We start from the raw sequence: 23062 nt of genomic DNA, 5'->3' as shown, positions 1-23062 counted from the left end.
AAAGCGAATTGAAAGGATGGCGATCATATAGTGTGATCCTGATTCATGAAATGGATCAGGCATATCACCAATAAATATATCTTAGGGAGACACTTTACATGAAGAAAACTGCATTCTCGCTGGCCTCCATGGCGGTGCTCGCCGCCGCAGCCGGCGTTGCCCAGGCACAGTCGAACGTCACTGTCTATGGCTTGCTCGACGTCGGCGTCGACAACACCAGCAATGCATCTGCATCGAAAGGTTCGGTCAGCCATGTCAGCTCCGGCGGCATGAACACTTCGCGCTGGGGCATCCGCGGCAACGAAGATCTGGGCGGCGGCTTGAAAGCCGTTTTCAACCTGGAAGGCGGCATCCTGATGGATACAGGCGCTGCGGATGGCGCGTTGTTCAAGCGCCAGGCTTACGTGGGTCTGGAAGGCAGCTATGGCCGACTGGTGCTGGGCCGCTCGTTCACCACCGTGTATGACTTCGTGCTGCCGTTCGATCCGATGGGCTATGCGCCTTACTATTCGTGGGCCACCTCGGCCAACGCCAGCGGCCCAAGCAAGTACGGCATGACGACCGCGTTCGACAACCTGGTCAAGTACTCGGGCACGGCCGGCGACTTCAAGTTCGGTGCCTCTTACGGCTTCGGCGAGCAAGCGACAGGTGCCCAGGATAGCGCCAAATTCTCTTCCGGCGTGACCTACACGGCCGGTCCGGTGAGCCTGCTTGCTACGTATGAGCGTGTCAACGGCAATTCAATTGTCGGCGGCGCGCGCGACAAGACCACCTCCTATCACCTGGGCGCGATGTACAACGAAGGCCCATGGAAGGTGCAGGCCGTGGCGCGCGACTACAAGCTCGATCCGGCCGCAGCCGGCAAGCCTGACGTGCGCGGTACCCTGTACTGGGGCGGCGTTAGCTACCTGACCACGCCGCAAGTCACGCTGACGGGCGTCATTTACTACCAGGACGTGAAGAACGTGGCGGCCAACACGGATGCCGATCCGATCATGTACGTGGCGCGCGTGCGCTATGCGCTGTCCAAGCGCACCGACTTGTACGTGGCTGGCGCCTACGCCAAGGCCAAGCATAACCAGCTGGTCAGCCTGTCGCGCGACGATGCCGGTTTCGATAATACCCAGCGCGGCGTGATCGCCGGCATCCAGCACCGCTTCTAAGCCATGACGATGCTGCGCTCCCTGTTCCTGTCTTTGCTGTGTCTGCTGCCTGCCGTGGCGGGCGCGCAAGCGTCCGCACCGGCCGAGTGCGTGGTGCCGTCCAAACCGGGCGGCGCCATGGACCTGACGTGCAAGCTGGCGAAAAAAGGCCTGGCGCAGGAGGGCGCGGCGGGTGTGGCGGGCCCAATGCGCGTCAGTTATCTGCCCGGCGGCATCGGCGCCGTGGCCTGGCACTCGATGGCATCGCAACGACGCCGCGCGGAAGCGAACACGCTGGTGGCGTTTTCGGGCGGTTCGCTGCTCAACCTGGCGCAGGGCAAATTTGGCAATGCGAAGGCGGGTGACGTGCGCTGGGTGGCAGCGCTGGGCGCCGACTACGGCATGATTGCCGTGCGCAGCGATTCGCCCTACAAGAGCCTGGCCGACCTGATCGCCGCGCTGCGCCAGCATCCGGACAAGGTGCTGATCGGCGTCTCCGGCACCATCGGCAGCCAGGACTGGCTGAAGATGGCACTGCTGGCACGCCATGCCGGCATCGATCCGAAGGTGCTGCGTTTTGTTGCGCTCGAAGGCGGCGGCGAAGTGTTTACGGCGATGCAGGCCGATTATGTGCAGGTGGTCTCGGGCGACACGTCAGAGGCCACCCTGAACGCCAGCGCCAACCATGCGCGCGTACTGGCGGTGCTGTCGGAAAAACGCCTGCCCGGCGTGCTGGCGAACGTGCCGACGGCGCGCGAGCAGGGCTTCGACGTGGTCTGGCCCATCATCCGTGGTGTGTGGATGGGACCCCAGGTGCCGGAGGCTGACTATCAGCGCTGGGTGGCCACCTTTGACCGCGTCATGGCCACGCCGCAGTTCGCCGAGTGGCGCGCGCAGGCCGGCCTGTACCCATTCGCCCTGACGGGGCCGAAGCTGACCGCGTATGTCAAGAAGGCGGTCGACGAGTATGCCAGGCAGGCGAATGAGCTTGGCCTGATGCGCTGAACGACATCCTATTAAAAAAATCTATTCATAGACGGAGACAACCCCATGCAAACCAAGACCCTGCTTCAAGCCACCCTTGCCACCGCGTTTGCCAGCCTGGCCGGCGCCGCTTTCGCGCAAGTGCCGGCCGGCTATCCGGCCGACTACCAGAAGATCATCGACGCGGCCAAGAAGGAAGGCAAGGTGGTGATTTACAGCGCTACCGACAGCAAGGCTGCCGCTCCGCTGATCAAGGATTTCAGCGCCCTGTATCCGGGCATCTCGGTCGAATACAACGACATGAATTCCACCGAAGTGTATAACCGCTTCATTTCCGAAGTGGCCGCCGGCGGCAACACGGCCGACGTGATGTGGTCGTCGGCGATGGACTTGCAGATGCGCCTGGCTTCGGACGGCTACGCCCTGAAATACAAGTCGGTCGAAGCGGCGAAGATTCCCGGTTGGGCCATGTGGGATGACCAGGCTTACGGCACCACGTTCGAGCCGGCCGCCATCGTCTACAACAAGCGTTTGCTCGACGCCAAGGAAGTGCCGAAGAATCACGATGACTTCGTCAAGCTGATCGCGACGCCGAAATTCAAGGACAAGGTCACCACCTACGACATCGAAAAATCGGGCGTGGGTTTCATGTTCATGGCGCAGGATGCCAAGGAATACCCGCAATTCCTGGCGCTGCAAAACGCGTTTGGCACGGCCAAGGTGCGCGTGCAGTCGTCGACGGGCACCATGATGGAGCGCATCTCGTCGGGTGAAAACCTGATCGGCTACAACGTGCTGGGCTCGTATGCGCTGGTGCGCGCCAAGACCGATCCATCGATCGGCGTGGTACTGCCCAAGGATTACACGCTGATCCTGTCGCGCGTGCAGTTCATCAACAAGAACGCGAAGAACGTCAACGCCAGCAAGCTGTGGCTCGATTACATTTTGTCGCACCGCGGCCAGACCATCATCGCCAACGGCGCCAAGCTGTTCGCGATTCGCGCCGACGTCACGGGTGAAACCACGTCGGCTGAACTGATCAAGCAAATCGGCGCATCCAACGTCAAGCCGATTCCCGTGCACCCGATCATCCTGCAATTTTTGGGACCAGCCAAGCGCATGGCCTTCTTGAAGCAGTGGAAAGAGACAGCCGGCAAGAAATAACGCCGTCCTGGCCGTCCGCAGGCGCGTGTCCGCGGACGGTTGCCGTACCCTTCATTCATTGGATTCATCATGCAAACTGCCATCTTGCCGCTGCCTGCACGGTCGCGCTCTCCCTTGTCGCGCCTGAACTGGTCGCGTGGCGTGGTCGTGACGATCACGCTGATCGCCATCTTCCTGCCGCTGTTCCTGATTTTTTATCAGAGCTTTTTGAACGCGCCGTTTTTCATGCCCGTGCGCGAATTCGGCTTTGACTCCTACCGTTTCATCTTCGATGATCCCGATTTCGCCATGGCCTTCAAGAATGGCCTGATGCTGGCCTTCGGCCTGACTGTCATCGCCGTGCCGCTGGGCGGCATGCTGGCCTTTCTGATGGTGCGCACCGATTTGCCCGGCCGCGGCTGGGTGGCGCCCATGCTGCTGGTGCCCATATTTGTCTCGCCGATGGTGATGGGCTTTGGCTACGTCGTCTCGATGGGGCCCGTGGGCTTTTACTCGATCTGGGCCAAGGAGCTGCTCGGCTTCGTGCCCTGGAATATTTATTCCTTCACCAGCATCGTCATCATCGCCGGCCTGACGCACGTGCCGCACGTCTATCTGTATGCATCGTCAGCCCTGAAAAGCCTGGGCTCGGACGTGGAGGAAGCGGCCCGCGTGGCGGGCGCCTCGCCGATCCAGGTGATGCTCAATGTGTCGCTGCCGATGATCATGCCGGCGCTGGCGTATGCGGGCGTACTGGTGTTCTTCCTCGGCTTCGAAGTGTTCGGCCTGGTGCTGGTGCTCGGTGATCCGGAAGGCCATCTGGTGCTGCCGACCTATCTGTACAAGCTGACGAACAAGCTTGGCACGCCGTCGTATCACCTGATGGCCGCTGTCGCCGTCTGCCTGGTGATGGTGACCATGCCGCTGGTGATGATACAGCGCTGGCTGCTCAAGTCGGCCAACAAGTATGTGTCGATCAAGGGCAAGGGCGCGCGCAGCAAGGCCATGCCGCTGGGCCGCTGGAAGTGGCTGGCCTTTGCCTTGCTGGCCGGCTGGCTGATCTTCACCATCATCCTGCCGTTGACGGGCATCGTGCTGCGCTCCTTCGTGCAGTACTGGGGCGAAGGCGTGCACCTGGCCGACGTGCTGACCCTGCAGCATTTCCGCGACATTTTCGACCAGCCGTCGCTGGTGCGCGGCATCGTCAACACCATCCTGATCGGCGTCGTCGGCGGCGCGCTGGCTGTAGGCTGCTACAGCTTCATCGCGCTGGCCATGCACCGCAAGCAGGATGGCATCACGCGCCTGCTCGACTACAGCGTGCTGGTGCCGCGCGCCGTGCCGGGCCTCTTGGCCGGTCTGTCGTTCCTGTGGGTGTTCCTGTTCGTGCCGGCCTGGCTTGACGGCATGCTCAAGGGCATGGATAACGGCGTGGCGCTGTGGCTGAGCGGGCATGTGATCCCCGTGCTGCGCGAAGTGCGCTCGACCATTTTCGCCCTGTGGCTGGCGTATTCGGTGGTGTGGATGGCCTATGGCATGCGCCTGATTTCCACCGCGCTGCTGCAGGTGGGTCCGGAACTGGAAGAGGCGGCGCGCGCCGTCGGCGCCAGCCGCGGCCAGGTGACGCGCGACGTGACACTGCCGCTGATCAAATACGGCTTGCTGGGCGCCTGGCTGATGGTCTTCCTGATCTTCGAGCGCGAATATTCGACGGGCGTGTACCTGCTCTCGCCGGGCACGGAAGTGATCGGTGCCATGCTGGTATCGCTGTGGGCCGGCGGCTCGACCGACCTGGTGGCGGCGCTGTCCTTCATCAACATCACCCTGGTGGCCATCGGCCTGGGCATCGCGCTGCGCTTTGGCGTGAAGTTACATAACTAATACAAAGACTGAGACCACATCATGAATGAATTGACCGTCAATGAATTGCACCTGGACTATGGCACCGGCGCTGCCGCCAACCAGATACTGAAGGGTGTTTCGATGCACCTGCAAAAAGGCGAAGTGGTCGCCCTGTTGGGGCCTTCGGGCAGCGGCAAGACCACCCTGCTGCGCGCCGTCGCCGGACTGGAAAGCCCGAAGGCGGGCACTATCCAGATCGGCGAGCGCAATGTCTACGATGGCGCGAAACACTTCGAGATGCCGGCCGAGCATCGCAACCTGGGACTGGTGTTCCAGTCTTACGCGCTGTGGCCGCACAAGACCGTGTTCGACAACGTCGCCTACGGCCTCAAATTGCGCAAGATGGGCAGCACGGAGATCGCCGCGCGCATCAAGGAAGTGCTGACGCAGCTGGGCCTGGGTCACCTGGGCGAACGCTATCCGCATCAGCTGTCCGGCGGCCAGCAGCAGCGCGTGGCGATCGCCCGCGCGCTGGTGTACAACCCGCCCGTGATCCTGCTCGACGAACCGTTGTCGAACCTGGACGCCAAGCTGCGCGAGGAGGCGCGTGCCTTCCTGCGCGAACTGATCGTGCGCCTGGGCCTGTCGGCCCTGATGGTGACGCATGACCAGGGCGAGGCGATGGCCATTTCCGACCGCATCCTGCTGCTCAATAACGGCAAGATCGAGCAGCAGGGTACGCCGCAAAGCATGTATGAAACACCGGACACCCTGTTTACGGCCGAATTCATGGGCAGTAACAACCGTCTGCCCGGCAAGGTGGTGCAGCGCGACGGCAACCAGGTGCGCCTGCTGGTCGACGGCGCCTCCATGCAGGGCGTGGCGCGCGGCGCCAACGTCGGTACGGACGTGACCACCATGATCCGCGTCGAGGAGGTGAAGATCAGCGCCACGCAGGTGGACAACGCCATCGAGCTGCCGCTGCTGACCTGCATGTACCTGGGTGACCGCTGGGAGTGCCTGTTCGAGCGCGCTGGCGCAGAGAACATCAGCCTGCGCGCGTATTCGCGCCACAAGCTCGAAGCGGGCAAGTACTGGCTGCACATGCCAGCCGATAAGCTCTGGGTGTTTTAACGGTGCCTGGGTGGCCAAGCGGCGCGCCATCTGTGCCGCGCTGGCCATCGGGCTGTTTCGCCTGCTGTAGCGTACCTAATTCCCCCGCACGACGATTTCCTGCGCCTTCGATTCGCGCTGGCGCATGAAGCGCACGATGGAGTCGACGGTGACGACGTCGATCTGACGCGTCATGCGGCGCTCGAACGGGTGATCGTCAAAAGCAATATTGGCACGGAACATGCGCGCGCCCAGGCGCGTGGCGGCGGGGATGCTGAGCGTTTGCGGCGCGTAGCTGGCGCTGCGCAGCCACGTTTGCGCTTCGGCGCGCGTTTCAATCTTGCCGGGCTCGTTGCTGGCAGCGGCCAGGGTTTCCAGCACCCACTGGTTCGAGTTCTGGTATTTGGTGGAAAACGGGTAGGCCAGCATATTGTAGTGCGCCTCATGCAGGCGCTTGGGCGTGTTCGACGTCAGCAGGCGCGCCAGTTGCTGCTGCGTATCCTGGCCGGGAATCAGGATCAGGGTTTCATACATGAACACATCATCCATGAAGAAATTGCCCAAGCCTTCGTTGTACAGCGACGATTGCGCGGTGCCGCATTCATTGAGTTCATGCACCACCAGCCAGCGGCCCTTCGGGTGGTCGCGCCAGGCCAGCGCCATGTGCGAATAGCGCACATTGTATTTCGACAAGTCTTGCCCGGCGCGCGCCAGCAGCGCCACCTGCGCGCCCGAGGCATCGAGCGCCTGCAGGGTCTTTTGCGCCAGGTCCATCGATTTGACGAGGGTGGTCGCATCCGTTTGCTTTTCCTCGCACGAGCGCCCCGCATGGGCGGTACCGGCCAGGGCCAGGCTGATGATAATGGCAGTCAGGCATTTCATGGGTTCACGCTTTCGAATGGTGGAGGATGGCCTGGCCGGCCGCGTTCGGCACATAGGCGATGGCCTTGCCCGACAGGACCAGCATGTGGCCCGTCGAGACGGCCACCACATTGACCACCGTGCCGGCTGCCAGCGACAGGCCTTGCGTGGCTTTCTGGCTCAGCTTGACGGAGGCCGTGGCGGCGGAGGACGCGCCTTTGGCCATGCTTTTGAGCACCAGGACGCTGCCGTCGGCGACGTCTTCCACCTTGTCGATGACGACTTCACCGGCGGCGGCCAGCGCCGACATGGAGCCGACCAGTACGATGGCCGAGGCCATGCTGGCATTGTCGGACGCGTTGGTGGTATCGGAGTTGGCGGCCTGGACATGCAGAGTAGCGGCGCACAGCACGGCGATGGCGAGCAGATGTTTCATGGGATAGTGGCTTTTCATCGGTGATTTACACTTTTGAGTGGTGCAGCAGCACCTTGCCCAGTTCGTTCGGGATGAAGGCGATGGCCTTGCCGGACATGACCAGCATGTGGCCGGTGGACAGTGCCACTACATTGACCACGGTGCCGGCCGCCAGCGACAGACCCTTGGCCGCTTGCGCGCTCATCTGGATGGACGCGCCGCCCGCTTCGGAAGCGCCTTTCAGCACGATGACGATGCCTTCGCCCACCGTTTCCACGCTGGCGACGACCACCTGGCCGGAAGCGACCAGCATCGACATGGAACCTGCGACGACGACGGCGGAACCCTGGCTGAGGTTTTGCGAGCCATTCGACAGATTTTCGGACGCGGCAGCGTGGACCAGGCCGGGAGCGGCCACGGAGAGCGTCAACAGCGACAGGGACAGGCAGAGGGGCAGCAAGCGTTTCATGTGTTTCTCCTTCAAGTGTGCCAAGTGGCAACGCCATCATTGTAGACTGTGGGCAATTGGTCAATGAAAACGCTACTCGTAGCGGGCAGGCATACCGCAGGTAGCGTATTGCGCTACTTTTTTGCCGCCAGAACCGATGCTATTTTTATAAAAGGAAATGCATGCCGCAAACCCACGCCCTGATCGAAGCCTTGAAACGCCTGTTGAAAGCGCGCGCCGTCACATATGCCGAGCTGGCCCAGCGCATCGGCGTGTCCGAAGCCAGCGTCAAGCGGATGTTTTCGCAGAAGCAATTCACCCTGCAGCGGCTGGACCAGATACTGGTGGCCGTGGGCAGCGATTTCCAGCAACTGGCGATGGCCGTGCAGGCGGCCCATGCCGCACCAACCCTGATCACGGGGCTGACCTATGCGCAGGAAAAGGAAATCATCGAGGATACCCGGCTGTTCGTGGTGGCCGTGTCCGCGCTGAACCTGTTGCCGCTGGAGCAGATTGTCGCCATCTATGACATCAGCGAGGCGCAAGCCGTCAAATACCTGCTGCGCCTCGACAAGATCGGTTTCCTGGAACTGCTGCCGAATAACCGGGTCAAACTGCTGGTGGCGCGCACGTTTGCATGGATACCGAATGGCCCGATTCATTCCTATTTCAAAAAGGAAGCGTATGGTGATTACCTCAATTCGCAATTCGATGGCGAGACAGAATTGTTGCGCCTGGTGAACGTGATGTTGTCGAAGAAATCCACCGCAGCCTTGCTGGAGCGCTTGAAGCAAGTGGCGGTGGAGTTTTCTCAGCAGCACCAGGAAGACGCGCGCCTGCCTGGCGAAGAGCGCCTGGCCATCAGCTTCATGCTGGCGGCGCGGCCGTGGATGCCGCAGACGTTCAAGGCGCTGCTGCGGCAGTAGCGGTGGCGATGTCGCGGCCAGACTAATGCTCGTGCTTGTCGGGACTTCCTTGTTCCTGTTTCATCTGCGACAGCAAGCGCCAGGCAAAAAAGCCCAGCACGGCCACGCCCAGCAACAGTGCGGCCCACAGCGCGGTCAGGCGCAAGCCTGCGCCGTCCGGCGTCTTCTCGATGGGGGCGTCGCTGGTCAGCGCCACCACCCTGCCCGCCGTGGCGACAGGCAGCGCCAGCAATTCCTCCTGCGTGAAGCCGGGAGCGACCTGCGACAGCGGCAGCGCTGCCGGCGTTGCGCCATTCCTGCCGAAGACCAGTTGATACGGCCCCTTGCCGCTGGCCAGGAATATCAGGCTGGCCGGTGTCCAGCCCAGGCGCAAGACGGAGTTGAGGTTCGGGTTCGTGCCGCTGTGATATTGCGGCCGCAGCACCCATTGCGCCGTTTGCACGACGGGCATGGCCAAGTCGCCGGAGACCCGTTCCTTGCCATCCATGTTGATACGATAGAACGTCGTGTTGAGCAGTGGTTCGAAGTCGGCGGCCTGCGTGCTGCGCGCTTGTGGGCGCAGACGCAGGCGCTGGCGCTGGCGCGGCACCTCGCTTGCCGCGTGATACACGCCCAGGGTGACAGGCATGGACGTGTTGCCCTCAGCTAACTGCAAGCCGATGCTGTCGGCGGGAATAGCGATTGGCGTCGCATACAGGCGCTCGTCGACGCTCTTGCCTGGCGTCCCTTTTAATGCGATGGTGGCGCGCGGTAAGGCAACGGCCGTGACACTGAGCTGCTGCGCGGCGATGCCGGCGAAAGTGATGGGATCGCCGTACTGCCAGCTCAGCCGCGCATAACGGAAGGCACGCGGTGCGAATTCGATGCGGTCGTTGGCCAGGGTTTGCGTGTCGCTGTTGCGCAGCCAATTCAGGGTGGTGGTGGCGATGGCATCCCATTGTTTCAAGTCGTCGCTTACCTCCAGCAGTACTTGCGCATGGTAGTTATCGATTCCTGGCGGCAAGGTAAAATGCAGGGCGCCGATGCGGCTATCCTTGGCGGGCGGGCCCGCATCGAGGATCAGCCCCTGCAAGCCCGGCGCCGCATCGGGCGTACTGCCGCCACGCGCCGTGACCGACAGCAGGCGGCCGTCATTGCCGGTACGGATATCCACATTGTCCAGTTCGTAGTAGCCGATGTTTTTGCCGGTGACGGGAAAGATGTGCATGGCAAGCGTGTCGCGTTGCGTGCGCGATTGCGCGGGCGGGGCCGTCAGGGAGAAGGCCAGCGACTTGCCGGTACTGTCGAATAGGCGCACGTCGGCCAGGCTGGCCGAGCGCGCATGCAGGTACACGTCGGTGGGGATGCTTATGCGGCTCAGGCCGGCACCAGGCTGTGGCGTCAACGCGATGCTCCAGCGATAGTCTTGTGGCCGCTCCTGGCCAGGCGCGGCCAGCGCGGCGCCTGCCGTCAACACGATGCTGAACATGAGTGAGGTTTTCATGCTGCTCCCGGTTGGGGTTCGGCTGGCGCTGGCGCGGCAGCCTTGGGGAAGGGCGCCAGGTAGCCGATCAAGACCATCAGCAAGCCGACACCGACAAAGGAGATGATGCGTTCGATGCCGCCCACGTTCGACAGGTCGATCAGGAACAGTTTCAGCACGACCAGCCCCAGCAGCACGGCGCCCATGCTCCATTGCTGGCGACGCTGCTGGCGGGCCGCGTGGCGCATCAGCAGCAGAGCCGTGACGCTCCACACCAGCGACAGCATGGCTTGCACGAATTGCGAGGCCAGCATGGCGTCAAAGGTGTACGGCACGCCCAGGTAGTGCGACACCGTGCGCAGCAGCATCAGGTTGAACCAGACATACACACAGCAGGCGGCCACGGCTGGCAAACGCGCTTGCCACAGGGCGGGCAATGGCACTTGTTTCGCTGGCAGCAAGCGGTAGCTGGCGATAGCCAGCAAGATGGCGAAGCCCGTGCTCAAGTCCAGCGGATTGAGCAGTGGCAAATAGGGCAGCGGTGCCATGGCGCCGTCGTCGACAATATTCCACGCGGCGATCAGCAGCAGCGACCACAGCGCGCCCAGCGGTATCAAAGTGCGCTGGTACCACGCGGCAATCGGCGCCACCGGCCAGGCGCCTGCGCGGCAGCGACGGATCAGCCAGGCGAGTGTCAGCATCATGGCCCAGGCCGGCAAGTAGCGGGCCCAGGCGGGACTGACGCTGGCTTCGTGGCGCGCCAGCCAGGTGCTGACCTGCATGGCGCCCACGGGCCACAGCATCAGCCATGGCGCGGCCGTGCGCTGCGTATGTAGCAGACGCAGCGCACGCATGTCGAGTTGCCAGCCCGCTTGCGGCCAGGCCAGCAGCAAATATTCGCCGGCCGCCAGGGCACAGGCCAGGGCCAGCCAGCTCAAGCCGGTCGGCAGGTAATCGCGCAGATACAGCGCCAGCAGCAGGTTGGCGCTCCACAGGCCCAAACCAAGCCAGGTAGCCACGCTGAACCAGCGCAGCTGCGGCCAGTCGAGGCGCCGCGCCAGGATGGCGAACACGGGCGTCGTGACGCACACGGCGATCAGGTACAGCGCCAGCCAGTGTTCGCCCGCATGCGGCTGCATCGTCAGGTCGCCGTCGATCAGGCGCAGCAGCCAGCTGACGAGTGGCATGAGGATGGCGGCAAACCACAGCAAGCCGCTCCAGACCAGCAGCGGGCGCGCGACCAGGGCCAGCAGCGCGTCGCCGCCACGCGCACGCAGCGCCAGGAAACGGGCGCTGGCAAAGGCGGCGGCACCCAGCAGCAGCGCGCTGAGGAAGGAACCGTCGAACAGGCTGGCCGGGTGCTGGTCCCAGGCCCAGCTGGCGCGGCTGAGCATGACCATGCCGGCCAGCACCTGCACGGCCAGCAGCAGGGCGCGCGGCGCATGCCATTGTTCGCGCCGCGCCAGCACCGCCAGCAAGGCGGCCACGCCCAGGGCGCTGACGGTCAGCAGGTTCAGTTGCGTGGCGGCATCCGTGCGCAGCAGGATTTCGCTCCAGAGGCCGCCCAGCAGCCAGGCCGTGGCGGCGGTCAGGAACAGCACGGACAGGCTGCTCATGAATTCCGGATACAAGTGGCTGGCGTGGCGGCGGAAGTTGTAGGCCATCACCAGCGCGGCGGCTGCCAGCAGCACGCAGCCGAGCCAGATGTTGGCGTGCAGGGCAGTTGCTGTATCGAGTTCCTGCATGGCAACGAGGAAGGAAATCCAGGCGGCCGCCTGCACCAGCAGGCCGAAGGCCCAGGCCAGGGTCTGGCGCTGGCGCAAGCCGACCCAGACGATGCCCGCGCCTTCCAGTGCCCAGGCGGCAGACGTCCAGCGGCCGTCAAGGGCGAACGGGATGGCCAGCGTACCAAACACGATGCCCAGGGCCAGGAAGGCTTCGGCCAGCAGGCGGAAACCGTTCCTGCGCCAGAGCGCCATGGCCAGTCCCGTGTAGCCCAGGCCGGCAAGCAGCGCGGAAAACGCCAGTCCAAAGTGAAAGTGCTGGACCAGGCCGTATTGCAAGCCCATGGCCGCCAGTGGCGTGCCGAAGACGAGCGTGCCATCCACGTAATGCTTGAGGCGCGGCGCCTGGCGCGCGCAATAGGCAATCGCGATGCCAATATAGAACAGCACGAACAGGATCAAAAACAGTTGCGTCGACAGGTAGTGCTCGGGCGTGTAGCGCAGCAGGCCCCAGGTGGTGGCGACGACAAAGGTAAAGCCAAAGCTCAGCACATTCAGGACGCGCCAGGCGCGTTTCAGGGCGATGGCGAAGACGCCCGTGTTGAGCAGCGCGTAGTAGCTGAACAGGCCGATATGGTTACCGCTGCCCGTCGACACGAGCAGGGGCACGGCAAAGCCGCCGACGATGCCGAAGACGGCCAGCCAGACGGCGTTTTGCAGCACGGCCAGCAGGCAGGTGAACGCCGTCAGCACGAACAGCACGGCAAACGCCAGGCCCGCCGGGATCAGTTCATACAGGCGGAAGGCGCCAAACGTCACCAGCATCAATATCGCCAGCGCCGTACCCTGCAGCGGCAAGCTGATGCCGGGACGTTTGAGTCTGATGCGCCAGGCCCAGGCCAGCAGGGCGATGTCAGCCAGCGCGATGCCGGCCAGGCGCAGTTCGATGGGCAGCGTGACCTGCGCCGACACGTACTTGAGCAGGAAGCTGACGCCGAGGAACAGGATCAGCAAGCCCAGCTTGGCGACCAGGTTGCCGGTAAATAACCAGTTCTTCGCCTTGGCAACGAGGCCGTCCGGGTGCGCGATCCAGGATGGGGTGTTGGGGGCGGCAGGTGCGGGCCTGGCTGGGGCCGGTGGTGCCGATGGTGCGGGTGCGGATGTGGTGGCTGGAGCGACCTTTGCCAGTTCGACCGGCTCGATCACGGCCGCATGCGGCACGGGGGCGGTTGGCGGCACCGGTGCAGGCGCGGAAACAGGGGCAGGCACAGGCACAGCACGCTCCACGGCGGGCGCGGTAGCTGGCGCCTCGTCGTGGCCTTCCAGCGTTTGCAGGCGCTTGTGGATGCTATCGACTTCCTTGCGCAAGCGGGCCGTCAGCAACTCCAGATCGGCAACTTTTCTGCGGTACTGCAGCACCAGCACGAAGCCTGTAATCAGCAAGCCAAGGATGAACAGCGTGATCAATCCAAACATGGGGTAGCTTTCCTGGAAGAGCGGGGCAAGGGCACCCACGGTATGCGCACATTACCTTATTATCAAGAATCAGGCGATTTTTGTCGTGCCAGGGCAAGTGTCAGGAAACGTGTGCGGCGGCAAAGCGAGCATGACGCGGCAGGCTGTTTTTCGTATTGACGCCGAACAAGATGACGACATTCAGATTGTCGTGCGCAAGATAGTGCTGTATTTTAGCAATTCCTTAATTGCCAGTTCCCCATGCCATGAGTCAAAGCAGCCAGTTTTCCTTATTGTCGCAACGTCGTTTCGGGCCCTTCTTCTGGACCCAGTTCTTTGGCGCCTTCAACGACAATCTGTTCAAGACGGCCCTGATGGTGATTCTCGCCTATGACGCGCTGAGCTGGACCACGCTAGACCCGTCCACCATCACCAACCTGATTCCCGGCCTGTTCATTTTGCCCTACGTGGTGTTTTCGGCCACTGCCGGCCAGTTGGCGGACAAATTCGAAAAGGCGGGCCTGGCGCGTTTCGTCAAATGGATGGAACTGGCCATCATGGCCGTGGCAGCCACCGGCTGGATGACGCATACCCTGTGGCTGCTGGTGGCGGCCGTGGTGGGCATGGGCGTGCATTCGACCCTGTTTGGTCCCGTCAAGTATGCGTATCTGCCGCAGCAGTTGAAACCCGAGGAATTGGTTGGCGGCAATGGCCTGATCGAGATGGGCACCTTTGTCGGCATTTTATTGGGCGAAATCCTCGGCGCCGTGCTGATCGTGCACAAGCCGCTGGGCGTGGAACTGGTGGCCGGCGCAACGATTGCCGTGGCCATATTCGGGCTGATCGCCAGCTACCGCGTGCCGCGTACGCCCGCGCCCGAGCCGGAACTGAAGGTGAGTTTGAACTTTGTCGCCGAATCATTCCGCAACCTGAATTTCTCGCGCAAGAACCGTCCCGTCTTCCTGGCCATGCTGGGCAATTCCTGGTTCTGGTTTTACGGTGCCCTGATCCTGGCGCAGTTCCCCGTGTATTCGAAGGATTTCCTGCATGGCGACCACAGCGTGTTCGTGCTGCTGCTGACGGTGTTTTCCGTCGGCATCGGCACCGGTTCGCTGCTGTGCGAACGCCTGTCCGGCCACAAGATCGAGATCGGCCTGGTGCCGTTCGGGTCCATCGGCCTGTCGCTGTTCGGCATTGACCTGTATTTCGCCAGCAATGCGTATGTGAATACGCACGTGGTCGACGCGCTGGCGTTCGTCAGCCAGGCGGGCGTGCCGCGCATCTTGCTCGACATCGTCATGATCGGCGTATTTGGCGGCTTCTTCATCGTGCCTCTGTTCGCCCTGATCCAGACGCGCTGCGACCCGAAACACATTTCGCGCACGATTGCCGGCATGAATATCTTGAACGCCCTGTTCATGGTGGCGGCGGCCGGCGTGGCCATCGTGCTGCTGGGAAAAGGCTTTAGCATACCCCAGCTGTTCCTCGTCACGGCCATTCTGAATGCGCTGGTGGCGGCCTACATCTTTTCGCTGGTGCCGGAATTTCTCATGCGCTTCCTGGCCTGGATACTCATCCAGACGGTGCACCGCGTGAAAGTCGTCGATGGCGAGCGCATCCCCACGGAAGGCGCGGCCGTGCTGGTGTGCAACCACGTCAGCTATGTGGACGCCATCGTCATCATGGCGGCCAGCCCGCGCCCCATCCGTTTCGTCATGGACCACCGCATCTTCAAGATGCCGCTGATGGGCTGGATTTTCCGCACGGCCAAGGCGATTCCCATCGCGCCGGCCAAGGAAGATCCTTTCCTCATGGAAAAGGCCTTCATCGATATCGCGCAAGCGCTGCACCAGGGTGAACTGGTATGCATCTTCCCTGAAGGCAAGCTGACGCGCACGGGGCAGCTCGGCGAATTCAAGGGCGGCATCGCCAAAATCGTCGAGCGCAGCAAGGTGCCCGTGATTCCGCTGGCCCTGCGCGGCTTGTGGGGCCATCTGTTGAGCCACCGCAATGGCCATTTGTTCGAGCGCGCTTTCAAGGCGGGCTTGCGATCGCGGTTGTCGCTGGCCGTGGGCATGCCCGTGGCGCCCGAGGCCGCCACGCCGGAATTGCTGCAGCAAAAGGTGCAGGAATTGCGCGGCAAGTGGAAGTAAACGCTATTTACGCACTTTTACCCGCGTAACAGCCCCCGCCAACTGCGCCAGGGGCTGTTGCAGCGGGGTGGCGATGGCGGCGAAATCCACCGGTTTCGTCAGGTGATGAGCGTAACCAGCCTGTTCCGTGCGTGAGCGCGTGGACAGTGTTGCGTGCGCGATCACGGCTTCAGCAAAAAACGCATTACCCTGCTAAAGTAATCATTCAATCCAACTTTCCCGCATTGCCGTTTTGCCGCCGCCCGCCAGTTTCCTGTTCGACCTGGCTGATGTGCAGACGCTGTCGCTGTCTTCTTCTTATTGCTCCATTGATAATTTAATTCGCTTCATAGTTGCTATGTTTCAATTGTAACGATGCTTGACGATTTTAGAATGATCGTTCATTCTTTGATCTGCGTTAATAAATTTCCTCATTTCTAACGACACTAGCCAGCATATTTTTCAGAAAGTCCAAGATGCAACCAACCTTTTCATTGACGTCGCCGCGTACGAGCGGCGCTATTGCCGTTCTGTGCGCCACTGTAATCATGGCCGGCTGCAGTAAAAAACAGGAAGCACCTCACGCGCAGCAAGCGCCACAGGTGGTCGTGTTTACTGTTAATCCGGCCGCGTTGCCGATGAGCGCAGAATTGCCCGGCCGCACGAATGCCTATCAGGTCGCCGATGTGCGCCCGCAAGTCGGTGGCTTGATCCAGAAGCGCCTGTTTGTCGAGGGTAGCGATGTGAAAGCGGGCACGGCCCTGTACCAGATCGATTCGGCCACCTACCAGGCTGCCACTAATTCGGCCAAGGCCGCGCTGTCGAAAGCCAGGGCCAACCTGCTGACGGCTGGTCCGAAAGCGTCCCGCTACAAGGAACTGGTTGCCATCGAAGGCGTAAGCCGCCAGGAATACGATGATGCCATCGCTGCTTTCGAACAAGCCAAGGCAGACGTCGAGTCCGCTACCGCGGCACTGGAATCGGCCAACATCAACCTGAAATACAGCACCGTGACGGCACCGATCAGCGGCCGCACCAGCCGCTCCTCCGTGACGGCCGGCGCGCTCGTCACGGCGGGCCAGGCCGAAGCGCTGACGACTGTGCAGCAACTCGATCCGATCTATGTCGACGTGACCCAGTCGAGCACCGACCTGCTGCGCCTGAAACGCCAGATGGCTGACGGCTCGCTGAAGAAAGTGGGCGAAGGCCAGGCCAAGGTCGACCTGATCCTGCCGGACGGCAGCAAGTACAGCGAAGCGGGCAAGCTGCAGTTCTCTGGCGTGACGGTCGATCCGACCACCGGCAACGTGATCTTGCGCGCGCTGTTCCCGAACCCGAAAGGCGAATTGCTGCCAGGCATGTACGTGCGTGCGAAGCTGGAAACGGGCGTGGATGAAAAAGCCATTACCGTGCCGCAAGTGGGCGTGACGCGCAACCAGAAGGGCCAGGCCACCGCCTTGATCCTGAACAAGGAAAACAAGGTCGAGCAGCGCGTGCTGACCACAAGTGGTACGGTCGGCAACGACTGGCTGGTGACGTCCGGCCTGGCCGCAGGCGACCGCGTGATCGTGGAAGGCTTGCAAAAAGTCAAGCCAGGTGCCCCAGCCGTCGCCGTACCGGCCAAGGCTGCTGCCGCGCCTGCCGCTGCCGCTTCTGCCGCCGCACCGGCTGCCAGCGCCCACTAATTCAGGAGAATATTAATGGCCCGTTTTTTCATTGATCGCCCGATTTTTGCGTGGGTGATCGCGATCGTCATCATGCTTGCCGGCGTGATTTCGATCCTCAGCCTGCCGATCGCGCAGTACCCGAGCATCGCTCCGCCGTCGATTTCGATCAGCGGCTCCTACCCTGGCGCCTCCGCCAAGACCGTGGAAGATGCCGTCACCCAGGTCATCGAACAAAAGATGAAGGGTATCGACGGCTTGCGCTACATGGCCTCGTCGAGCGATGCCACTGGCGGCATCAGCATCACGCTGACGTTTAGCAGCGGCACCAATCCCGACATCGCCCAGGTGCAGGTACAGAACAAGCTGCAGCTGGCCACGCCACTGCTGCCGACAGCTGTCACCCAGCAAGGGCTGGTCGTGTCGAAAGCCACGAAGAACTTCCTGATGGTGTTCGGCTTCATTTCCGAAAACGGCAAGATGGACCAGACCGACTTGAGCGACTATGTGGCCGCCAACGTCGTCGATCCGCTCAGCCGTGTTGCCGGCGTGGGCGATGTGACACTGTTCGGTTCGCAGTACGCCATGCGTATCTGGCTCGACCCTGCCAAACTGCAAAGCTTCAACCTGACGCCGGCGGACGTGATCACGGCCGTGCAGGCGCAGAATGCGGAAGTATCGGCCGGTGAACTGGGCGGCACGCCGTCCGTCAAGGGCCAGCAGCTGAACGCCACCGTGTCGGCGCAGAGCCGCTTGCAAACGGTTGAGCAGTTCGGCACCATCTTGCTGAAAACCACCACCAACGGTGCGATGGTGTACCTGAAGGACGTGGCCAGCATGGAACTGGGCCGTGAGAACTACAACACCGTGGCCCGCTACAACGGCCATGCAGCCACCGGCGTGGCGATCAAGCTGGCGACGGGTGCGAATGCGCTCGATACGGCGAATGCGGCGAAAGCCATGCTGGGCAAGCTGAGCAAGCAATTCCCTGAAGGCATGAGCTACCAGGTAGCGTTCGACACCACCCCGTTCGTGAAACTGTCGATCGAAGAAGTGGTCAAGACCCTGGTGGAAGCGGTCATCCTGGTATTCCTGGTGATGTATCTGTTCCTGCAAAACTTCCGCGCCACCCTGATCCCGACCATGGCTGTGCCGGTCGTGTTGCTCGGTACCTTCGGTATCCTGAATGCGTTCGGCTATTCGATCAACACGCTGACCATGTTCGCCATGGTGCTGGCGATTGGTTTGCTGGTCGATGATGCCATCGTGGTGGTGGAAAACGTCGAGCGCGTGATGAGCGAAGAGGGCTTGTCGCCGCTGGAAGCAACGCGCAAGTCCATGACACAGATCACGGGCGCGCTGGTCGGTATCGCCATGGTCCTGTCGGCCGTGTTCGTGCCGATGGCCTTCTTTGGCGGTTCGACGGGCGTGATTTACCGCCAGTTCTCGATCACGATCGTCTCGTCGATGGTGCTCTCCGTGGTCGTCGCGCTGGTATTCACGCCAGCCTTGTGCGCCACCCTGCTCAAGCCGGTAGAGAAGGGCCATCACGCCACCAACAAGGGTTTCTTCGGCTGGTTTAACCGCAGCTTCGACAGCAGCAGCAACAAGTACCAGGGCCTGGTCGGCAGCATGATCCGCCACCGCGCCCGTTCGATGCTGTTGTATGTCATCTTGCTGGCCGGCCTGGTATTTGTCTTCATGCGCTTGCCGACCTCCTTCCTGCCGGAAGAAGACCAGGGCATCCTGTTTACGCAGATTCAATTGCCGACGGGCGCCACGCAAGAGCGCACCCTGAAAGTGATCGAACAGGTCGAAGACCACTTCATGAACAGCGAGAAAGACAACGTCGCTTCCGTGTTTGCCGTCGCCGGTTTCAGCTTCGGCGGTAATGGCCAGAACACGGGTATCGCTTTCGTGCGCCTGAAGGACTGGTCGTTGCGCAAGGACGTGGCGCAGAAAGCGCCGGCCGTGGCCGGTCGCGCCATGGGCAAGTTGTTGCAGATCAAGGATGCGATGGTGTTTACGTTCGCCCCGCCTGCCGTGCTGGAACTGGGTAACGCCACCGGTTTCGACATGCAACTGCAGGATATCGGCGGTGTCGGCCATGACGCCCTGATGGCCGCGCGTAACCAGTTGCTGGGCATGGCGTCGCAGAATCCGGCCATGGTGGGCGTGCGCCCGAACGGCCAGGAAGATACGCCGCAGTACAAAATCGACATCGACCAGCAGAAAGCGACCGCGCTGGGCTTGCAGATCTCGGAAATCAACCGCGTGCTGAGCGTGGGCTGGGGTAGTTCGTATGTGAACGACTTCCTCGACCGTGGTCGCGTGAAGAAAGTCTTCATGCAAGGCAATGCCGAATCGCGCATGCTGCCGGAAGACTTGAACAAGTGGTTTGTGCGCAATACTGCTGGCCAGATGGTGCCGTTCTCCGCCTTTGCCACCGGCAAGTGGATTTACGCGTCGCCACGCCTGGAACGCTACAACGGCTTGCCGTCGGTAGAGATCCTGGGTACGCCGGCACCGGGCCAGAGCACGGGCGCCGCCATGAACGCCATGGAAGCGATGGTGGCTCAGTTGCCGCCTGGCATAGGCTTCAGCTGGACCGGCGTGTCGCTGGAAGAGCGTGAATCCGGTTCGCAGACGCCGCAGCTGTATGCGCTGTCGCTGCTGATCGTCTTCTTGTGCCTGGCTGCGCTGTATGAAAGCTGGTCGATTCCGTTCTCCGTGCTGCTGGTCGTGCCGCTGGGCGTGATCGGTGCCGTGCTCGGTACGTGGATGTTCGGCCTGTCGAACGACGTATACTTCCAGGTGGGCTTGCTCACGGTGGTGGGCCTGTCGGCGAAGAACGCGATTCTGATCGTCGAGTTTGCCAAGGAAATGCAGGAATCGGGCATGTCGCTGCTGGACGCGACCTTGCATGCGGTGCGTCTGCGTCTGCGTCCGATTCTGATGACCTCGATTGCCTTCGGCCTCGGTGTGTTGCCACTGGCCATCTCCAGCGGCGCCGGTTCCGGCAGCCAGAACGCCATCGGTATCGGCGTGCTGGGCGGTATGTTGACGGCCACCTTCCTCGGTATCTTCTTCGTGCCGGTGTTCTTCGTGCTGGTGCGCGGCTTCTTCTCGAAGCCGGCTGCGCCAGCCACGTCGGCGACGCCTGGCTCGCCAGCCGTCACGCTTTCCAAGGATGCACATTAATATGAAAAAATCGCTACTCTCCATGGCGGCACTGGCCTTGCTGGCCGGTTGCAGCCTGGCTCCCACGTATGAGCGTCCGGCAGCGCCGGCGCCCACGGCGTGGCCGACGGGCCCTTCCTACAAGGCCGACACGGCCGCCGCCGACGCCAAGCCGGTGGCGGACGTCGCCTGGCGCGAGTTCTTTGCCGATGCGCGCCTGCGCCAGGTACTGGAACTGGCGCTGGCCAACAACCGCGACCTGCGCGTCTCGATCCTGAACATCGAGAAAGCGCGCGCCACGTATGGCATCGAACGCGCCGCCCTGATCCCGACCCTGTCGGCTTCGGGCGGTCAGTCGGCCACCCGCGTGCCGAAGAACGCCAGCGCCAACGGCGAAGCGTCCATCAACCGCCAGTACACGGCGAACCTGGGCGTGTCGGCGTACGAGCTGGACTTCTTCGGCCGCGTGCGCAGTCTGTCCGATAGCGCGCTGGAGCAATACCTGGGCACGGAAGAAGCACGTCGTGCGCAGCAGATCAGCCTGGTGGCCGAAGTGGCCAGCACCTATCTGAACCTGGTGGCCGACCAGCAGCGCCTGCGCGTGGCGCAAGATACCTTGAAGAGCCAGCAGTCGTCGTATGACCTGGCCGTGCGCCGCTTCAGTGCCGGTGCGACTTCCGGCCTGGACAAGTACGATGCCCAGACCAGTGTCGAGTCGGCCCGTTCCGACGTGGCTGTATTCACGAGTCAGGTGGCGCTGGATCAGAACGCGCTGGTCCTGCTGGTGGGCGGCCCCGTGCCGGCTGACTTGCTGCCGCCAGCCGAGTTCGGCGCCGTGACGGCGCTGACGGATATTCCGGCTGGCGTGCCGTCGGACGTGCTGCAACGCCGTCCCGACGTGCTGGCGGCCGAACGCACCCTGCGCGCCGCCAACGCCAACATCGGCGCGGCGCGCGCGGCCTTCTTCCCGCGCATTTCGCTGACGGCGACGGCAGGTTCGCTCAGCGACAACCTGTCGGGCCTGTTCAAGGCGGGCAGTGGCACGTGGAGCTTCATTCCGCAGATCAGCTTGCCGATCTTCGATGGTGGCGTGAACCGCGCCAACCTCGATATCGCCAAGGTGCAGCGTGAAATCTCCGTGGCGCAATACGAAAAGGCGATCCAGGTCGCCTTCCGTGAAGTGTCCGATGCGCTGGCCCAGCGCGGCACCATCGACGAGCGCCTGCAATCGCAGGTCTCGCTGGTCGAAGCGTCGACGAAGAGCTACACCATCCACGACGCGCGCTACAAGCAGGGCGCCGAGTCCTACCTGAACGCCCTGGTGGCCCAGCGCGCGCTCTACACGGCGCAGCAAAGCCTGATCACGGCGCGCCTGGCCAAATCGACCAACCTGGTGACCTTGTACAAGGTGCTGGGCGGCGGTTGGCAGCCTGAGCAGACAGCCGTTGCGGCGGCTGGCAGCGTCCAATAATCACGGGGACGCCGACGCCGGCCTTGCCCGCAAGGGCAGGGCCGGCGCGCTACTGGAAAATCATGAACCAAGTTGAAAAGAAGCATCCCGATCCCGAACGCGCCAACACGCGGCGCAAGCAGGTGCTCGATGCGGCGGAGAGTTGTTTCAGCCGCCGCGGCTTCCACGGCGCCAGCATGGCCGAGATATCGAAAGCGGCCGGCATGAGCGCGGGCCACATCTATAATTATTTTGACAGCAAGGATGCGATCATCGCCGCCTTCGTCATGAAGAACATGGAGCGGGTCACCAACCTGATGCAGGACCTGGCGCAGCGCGAGGACCCGCTGCAGGCCGTGGTCGACAATGCTGGCGAGCATGTGCTGGAAAGCCTGGATCCGAAAACCTGGGTGATGCCGCTGGAAATCTTTGCCGAGGCTTCGCGCAACCCCGCCATCGCGGAAATGCTGCACTGCGCAGATGTGCGTTCGCGCAAGCTGTTTCTTTCGATCATACGCGATGCGCGCATCAAGCGCGGCTTGCCGGCCGACGAAGAGATGCTGGAAGGGCGCCTCAATACCATGATCGCCATGTATCAGGGCTTGCCCGTTCGGCTGGTGCATAATCCCGAGGTCAAGGTCGAACCCTTGATCGCCGGTTTCCGCATCGTCCTGACGGCATTGCTGCTGGGCGAGTAGAACGCTTCCCACCGGGCTGAAAAAAAACTTTGCGCAGTTCACTATGAATCATGCGCAAAGCATGGCAAAAACCTAAAAGCCTCTGCTATAATTCTCACCTCGTCGGGGCGTAGCGCAGCCTGGTAGCGTACATGCATGGGGTGCATGGGGTCGGAAGTTCGAATCTTCCCGTCCCGACCATTGGATTCAAGCAGTTACAGCGTAAGCTGTATAGAAACCCAGCACTGTATATTAGACAGTTGTCTAATATCGGTGCTGGGTTTTTCCGTTTACGTGACGTATGATTTTCGTTGCAGCATGCCGATGTCCGCTATCGGCCCAGGCTGTGTAAAAACTCAAATATAGTTGCATGTGGCCGAACTGCGCGTGGTTGCGGCCGTGTCGCGGGTTGACGAGGCGTTAGGAGAGCCGTTTCTGTTTTCT

The 23062-nt window shown here is 62.2% G+C and carries 16 protein-coding genes and 1 tRNA gene; 12 read left to right on the top strand and 5 right to left on the bottom strand.

Going from position 1 to position 23062, the window contains the following annotated elements; all coding sequences use genetic code 11:
• Window positions 1–98 precede the first annotated feature (98 nt).
• The 5 genes from ACQ4WN_RS23485 to ACQ4WN_RS23465 all read left to right on the top strand — a co-directional run bounded on the left by ACQ4WN_RS23485 (window position 99) and on the right by ACQ4WN_RS23465 (window position 6245).
• Window positions 99–1163, top strand: a complete 1065-nt coding sequence (locus ACQ4WN_RS23485; RefSeq protein ID WP_436553690.1) for a porin — start codon at window positions 99–101, stop codon at window positions 1161–1163.
• Window positions 1164–1166: 3 nt separating this feature from the next.
• Window positions 1167–2147 carry a Bug family tripartite tricarboxylate transporter substrate binding protein gene (locus ACQ4WN_RS23480; RefSeq protein ID WP_436553689.1) on the top strand — a complete coding sequence of 327 codons (981 nt, stop codon included), beginning with the start codon at window positions 1167–1169 and terminating at the stop codon, window positions 2145–2147.
• A gap of 45 nt (window positions 2148–2192) precedes the next feature.
• Window positions 2193–3290: an ABC transporter substrate-binding protein gene (locus ACQ4WN_RS23475; RefSeq protein WP_436553688.1), complete on the top strand. Its 1098-nt coding sequence runs from the start codon at window positions 2193–2195 to the stop codon at window positions 3288–3290.
• Between the two features lie 69 nt (window positions 3291–3359).
• Window positions 3360–5150, top strand: coding sequence for an ABC transporter permease (locus tag ACQ4WN_RS23470; protein WP_101482233.1), 1791 nt, complete (start codon window positions 3360–3362; stop codon window positions 5148–5150).
• 21 nt (window positions 5151–5171) lie between these two features.
• Window positions 5172–6245 carry an ABC transporter ATP-binding protein gene (locus ACQ4WN_RS23465; protein ID WP_436553687.1) on the top strand — a complete coding sequence of 358 codons (1074 nt, stop codon included), beginning with the start codon at window positions 5172–5174 and terminating at the stop codon, window positions 6243–6245.
• Window positions 6246–6320: 75 nt separating this feature from the next.
• Here ACQ4WN_RS23465 and ACQ4WN_RS23460 read toward each other — a convergent pair whose 3' ends face one another.
• Genes ACQ4WN_RS23460 through ACQ4WN_RS23450 form a run of 3 tightly spaced genes read right to left on the bottom strand, consistent with a single transcriptional unit; the run spans window position 6321 to window position 7969 of the window.
• Window positions 6321–7106, bottom strand: coding sequence for a DUF2145 domain-containing protein (locus tag ACQ4WN_RS23460; RefSeq protein WP_436553686.1), 786 nt, complete (start codon window positions 7104–7106; stop codon window positions 6321–6323).
• A gap of 4 nt (window positions 7107–7110) precedes the next feature.
• Window positions 7111–7521 carry a hypothetical protein gene (locus ACQ4WN_RS23455; RefSeq protein ID WP_436553685.1) on the bottom strand — a complete coding sequence of 137 codons (411 nt, stop codon included), beginning with the start codon at window positions 7519–7521 and terminating at the stop codon, window positions 7111–7113.
• Between the two features lie 25 nt (window positions 7522–7546).
• Window positions 7547–7969: a hypothetical protein gene (locus tag ACQ4WN_RS23450; RefSeq protein WP_436553684.1), complete on the bottom strand. Its 423-nt coding sequence runs from the start codon at window positions 7967–7969 to the stop codon at window positions 7547–7549.
• A gap of 161 nt (window positions 7970–8130) precedes the next feature.
• Here ACQ4WN_RS23450 and ACQ4WN_RS23445 point away from each other — a divergent pair, with 161 nt between their 5' ends.
• A complete protein-coding gene (locus ACQ4WN_RS23445) occupies window positions 8131–8874 on the top strand; it encodes a helix-turn-helix domain-containing protein (protein WP_436553683.1) in 744 nt (247 codons plus the stop codon).
• A 22-nt stretch (window positions 8875–8896) separates the two neighbouring features.
• Here the strand turns inward: ACQ4WN_RS23445 and ACQ4WN_RS23440 are convergent, their stop codons facing one another.
• Both ACQ4WN_RS23440 and ACQ4WN_RS23435 read right to left on the bottom strand, forming a co-directional pair.
• Entirely contained in the window at window positions 8897–10357 is a 1461-nt protein-coding gene (locus tag ACQ4WN_RS23440; protein ID WP_436553682.1) for a DUF3999 family protein, read from the bottom strand.
• Entirely contained in the window at window positions 10354–13536 is a 3183-nt protein-coding gene (locus ACQ4WN_RS23435; protein WP_436553681.1) for a DUF2339 domain-containing protein, read from the bottom strand. Before ACQ4WN_RS23435 ends, ACQ4WN_RS23440 begins: the two co-directional genes overlap by 4 nt.
• Before the next feature lie 245 nt (window positions 13537–13781).
• On the opposite strand from ACQ4WN_RS23435, the gene ACQ4WN_RS23430 reads away from it, so the two are divergent.
• From ACQ4WN_RS23430 to ACQ4WN_RS23405, 6 genes are all read left to right on the top strand, one after another.
• A complete protein-coding gene (locus ACQ4WN_RS23430) occupies window positions 13782–15668 on the top strand; it encodes an MFS transporter (protein WP_436553680.1) in 1887 nt (628 codons plus the stop codon).
• Between the two features lie 455 nt (window positions 15669–16123).
• Window positions 16124–17332: an efflux RND transporter periplasmic adaptor subunit gene (locus ACQ4WN_RS23425; protein ID WP_436553679.1), complete on the top strand. Its 1209-nt coding sequence runs from the start codon at window positions 16124–16126 to the stop codon at window positions 17330–17332.
• Window positions 17333–17347: 15 nt separating this feature from the next.
• Window positions 17348–20512, top strand: coding sequence for an efflux RND transporter permease subunit (locus ACQ4WN_RS23420; protein ID WP_436553678.1), 3165 nt, complete (start codon window positions 17348–17350; stop codon window positions 20510–20512).
• Between the two features lies 1 nt (window position 20513).
• A complete protein-coding gene (gene adeC / locus ACQ4WN_RS23415; RefSeq protein ID WP_436553677.1) occupies window positions 20514–21962 on the top strand; it encodes an AdeC/AdeK/OprM family multidrug efflux complex outer membrane factor in 1449 nt (482 codons plus the stop codon).
• Window positions 21963–22024: 62 nt separating this feature from the next.
• Window positions 22025–22639 carry a TetR/AcrR family transcriptional regulator gene (locus ACQ4WN_RS23410; protein WP_436553676.1) on the top strand — a complete coding sequence of 205 codons (615 nt, stop codon included), beginning with the start codon at window positions 22025–22027 and terminating at the stop codon, window positions 22637–22639.
• 103 nt (window positions 22640–22742) lie between these two features.
• Window positions 22743–22819: transfer RNA gene (locus tag ACQ4WN_RS23405), tRNA-Pro, on the top strand.
• Window positions 22820–23062 lie beyond the last annotated feature (243 nt).

Source organism: Janthinobacterium pasteuri (assembly GCF_051380775.1).
GTDB lineage: Bacteria > Pseudomonadota > Gammaproteobacteria > Burkholderiales > Burkholderiaceae_D > Janthinobacterium.
The sequence above is the reverse complement of the archived record's forward strand: the minus strand, read 5'-3'. Positions and strand labels throughout refer to the sequence as shown.

Coding starts and splice junctions, on each gene's coding strand:
- ACQ4WN_RS23480 (WP_436553689.1), top strand. CDS start 1,167: ATGACGATGCTGCGCTCCCTGTTCCTGTCTTTGCTGTGTCTGCTGCCT.
- ACQ4WN_RS23425 (WP_436553679.1), top strand. CDS start 16,124: ATGCAACCAACCTTTTCATTGACGTCGCCGCGTACGAGCGGCGCTATT.
- adeC (WP_436553677.1), top strand. CDS start 20,514: ATGAAAAAATCGCTACTCTCCATGGCGGCACTGGCCTTGCTGGCCGGT.
- ACQ4WN_RS23455 (WP_436553685.1), bottom strand. CDS start 7,521: ATGAAACATCTGCTCGCCATCGCCGTGCTGTGCGCCGCTACTCTGCAT.
- ACQ4WN_RS23485 (WP_436553690.1), top strand. CDS start 99: ATGAAGAAAACTGCATTCTCGCTGGCCTCCATGGCGGTGCTCGCCGCC.
- ACQ4WN_RS23430 (WP_436553680.1), top strand. CDS start 13,782: ATGAGTCAAAGCAGCCAGTTTTCCTTATTGTCGCAACGTCGTTTCGGG.
- ACQ4WN_RS23470 (WP_101482233.1), top strand. CDS start 3,360: ATGCAAACTGCCATCTTGCCGCTGCCTGCACGGTCGCGCTCTCCCTTG.
- ACQ4WN_RS23435 (WP_436553681.1), bottom strand. CDS start 13,536: ATGTTTGGATTGATCACGCTGTTCATCCTTGGCTTGCTGATTACAGGC.
- ACQ4WN_RS23475 (WP_436553688.1), top strand. CDS start 2,193: ATGCAAACCAAGACCCTGCTTCAAGCCACCCTTGCCACCGCGTTTGCC.
- ACQ4WN_RS23460 (WP_436553686.1), bottom strand. CDS start 7,106: ATGAAATGCCTGACTGCCATTATCATCAGCCTGGCCCTGGCCGGTACC.
- ACQ4WN_RS23450 (WP_436553684.1), bottom strand. CDS start 7,969: ATGAAACGCTTGCTGCCCCTCTGCCTGTCCCTGTCGCTGTTGACGCTC.
- ACQ4WN_RS23445 (WP_436553683.1), top strand. CDS start 8,131: ATGCCGCAAACCCACGCCCTGATCGAAGCCTTGAAACGCCTGTTGAAA.
- ACQ4WN_RS23420 (WP_436553678.1), top strand. CDS start 17,348: ATGGCCCGTTTTTTCATTGATCGCCCGATTTTTGCGTGGGTGATCGCG.
- ACQ4WN_RS23440 (WP_436553682.1), bottom strand. CDS start 10,357: ATGAAAACCTCACTCATGTTCAGCATCGTGTTGACGGCAGGCGCCGCG.
- ACQ4WN_RS23465 (WP_436553687.1), top strand. CDS start 5,172: ATGAATGAATTGACCGTCAATGAATTGCACCTGGACTATGGCACCGGC.
- ACQ4WN_RS23410 (WP_436553676.1), top strand. CDS start 22,025: ATGAACCAAGTTGAAAAGAAGCATCCCGATCCCGAACGCGCCAACACG.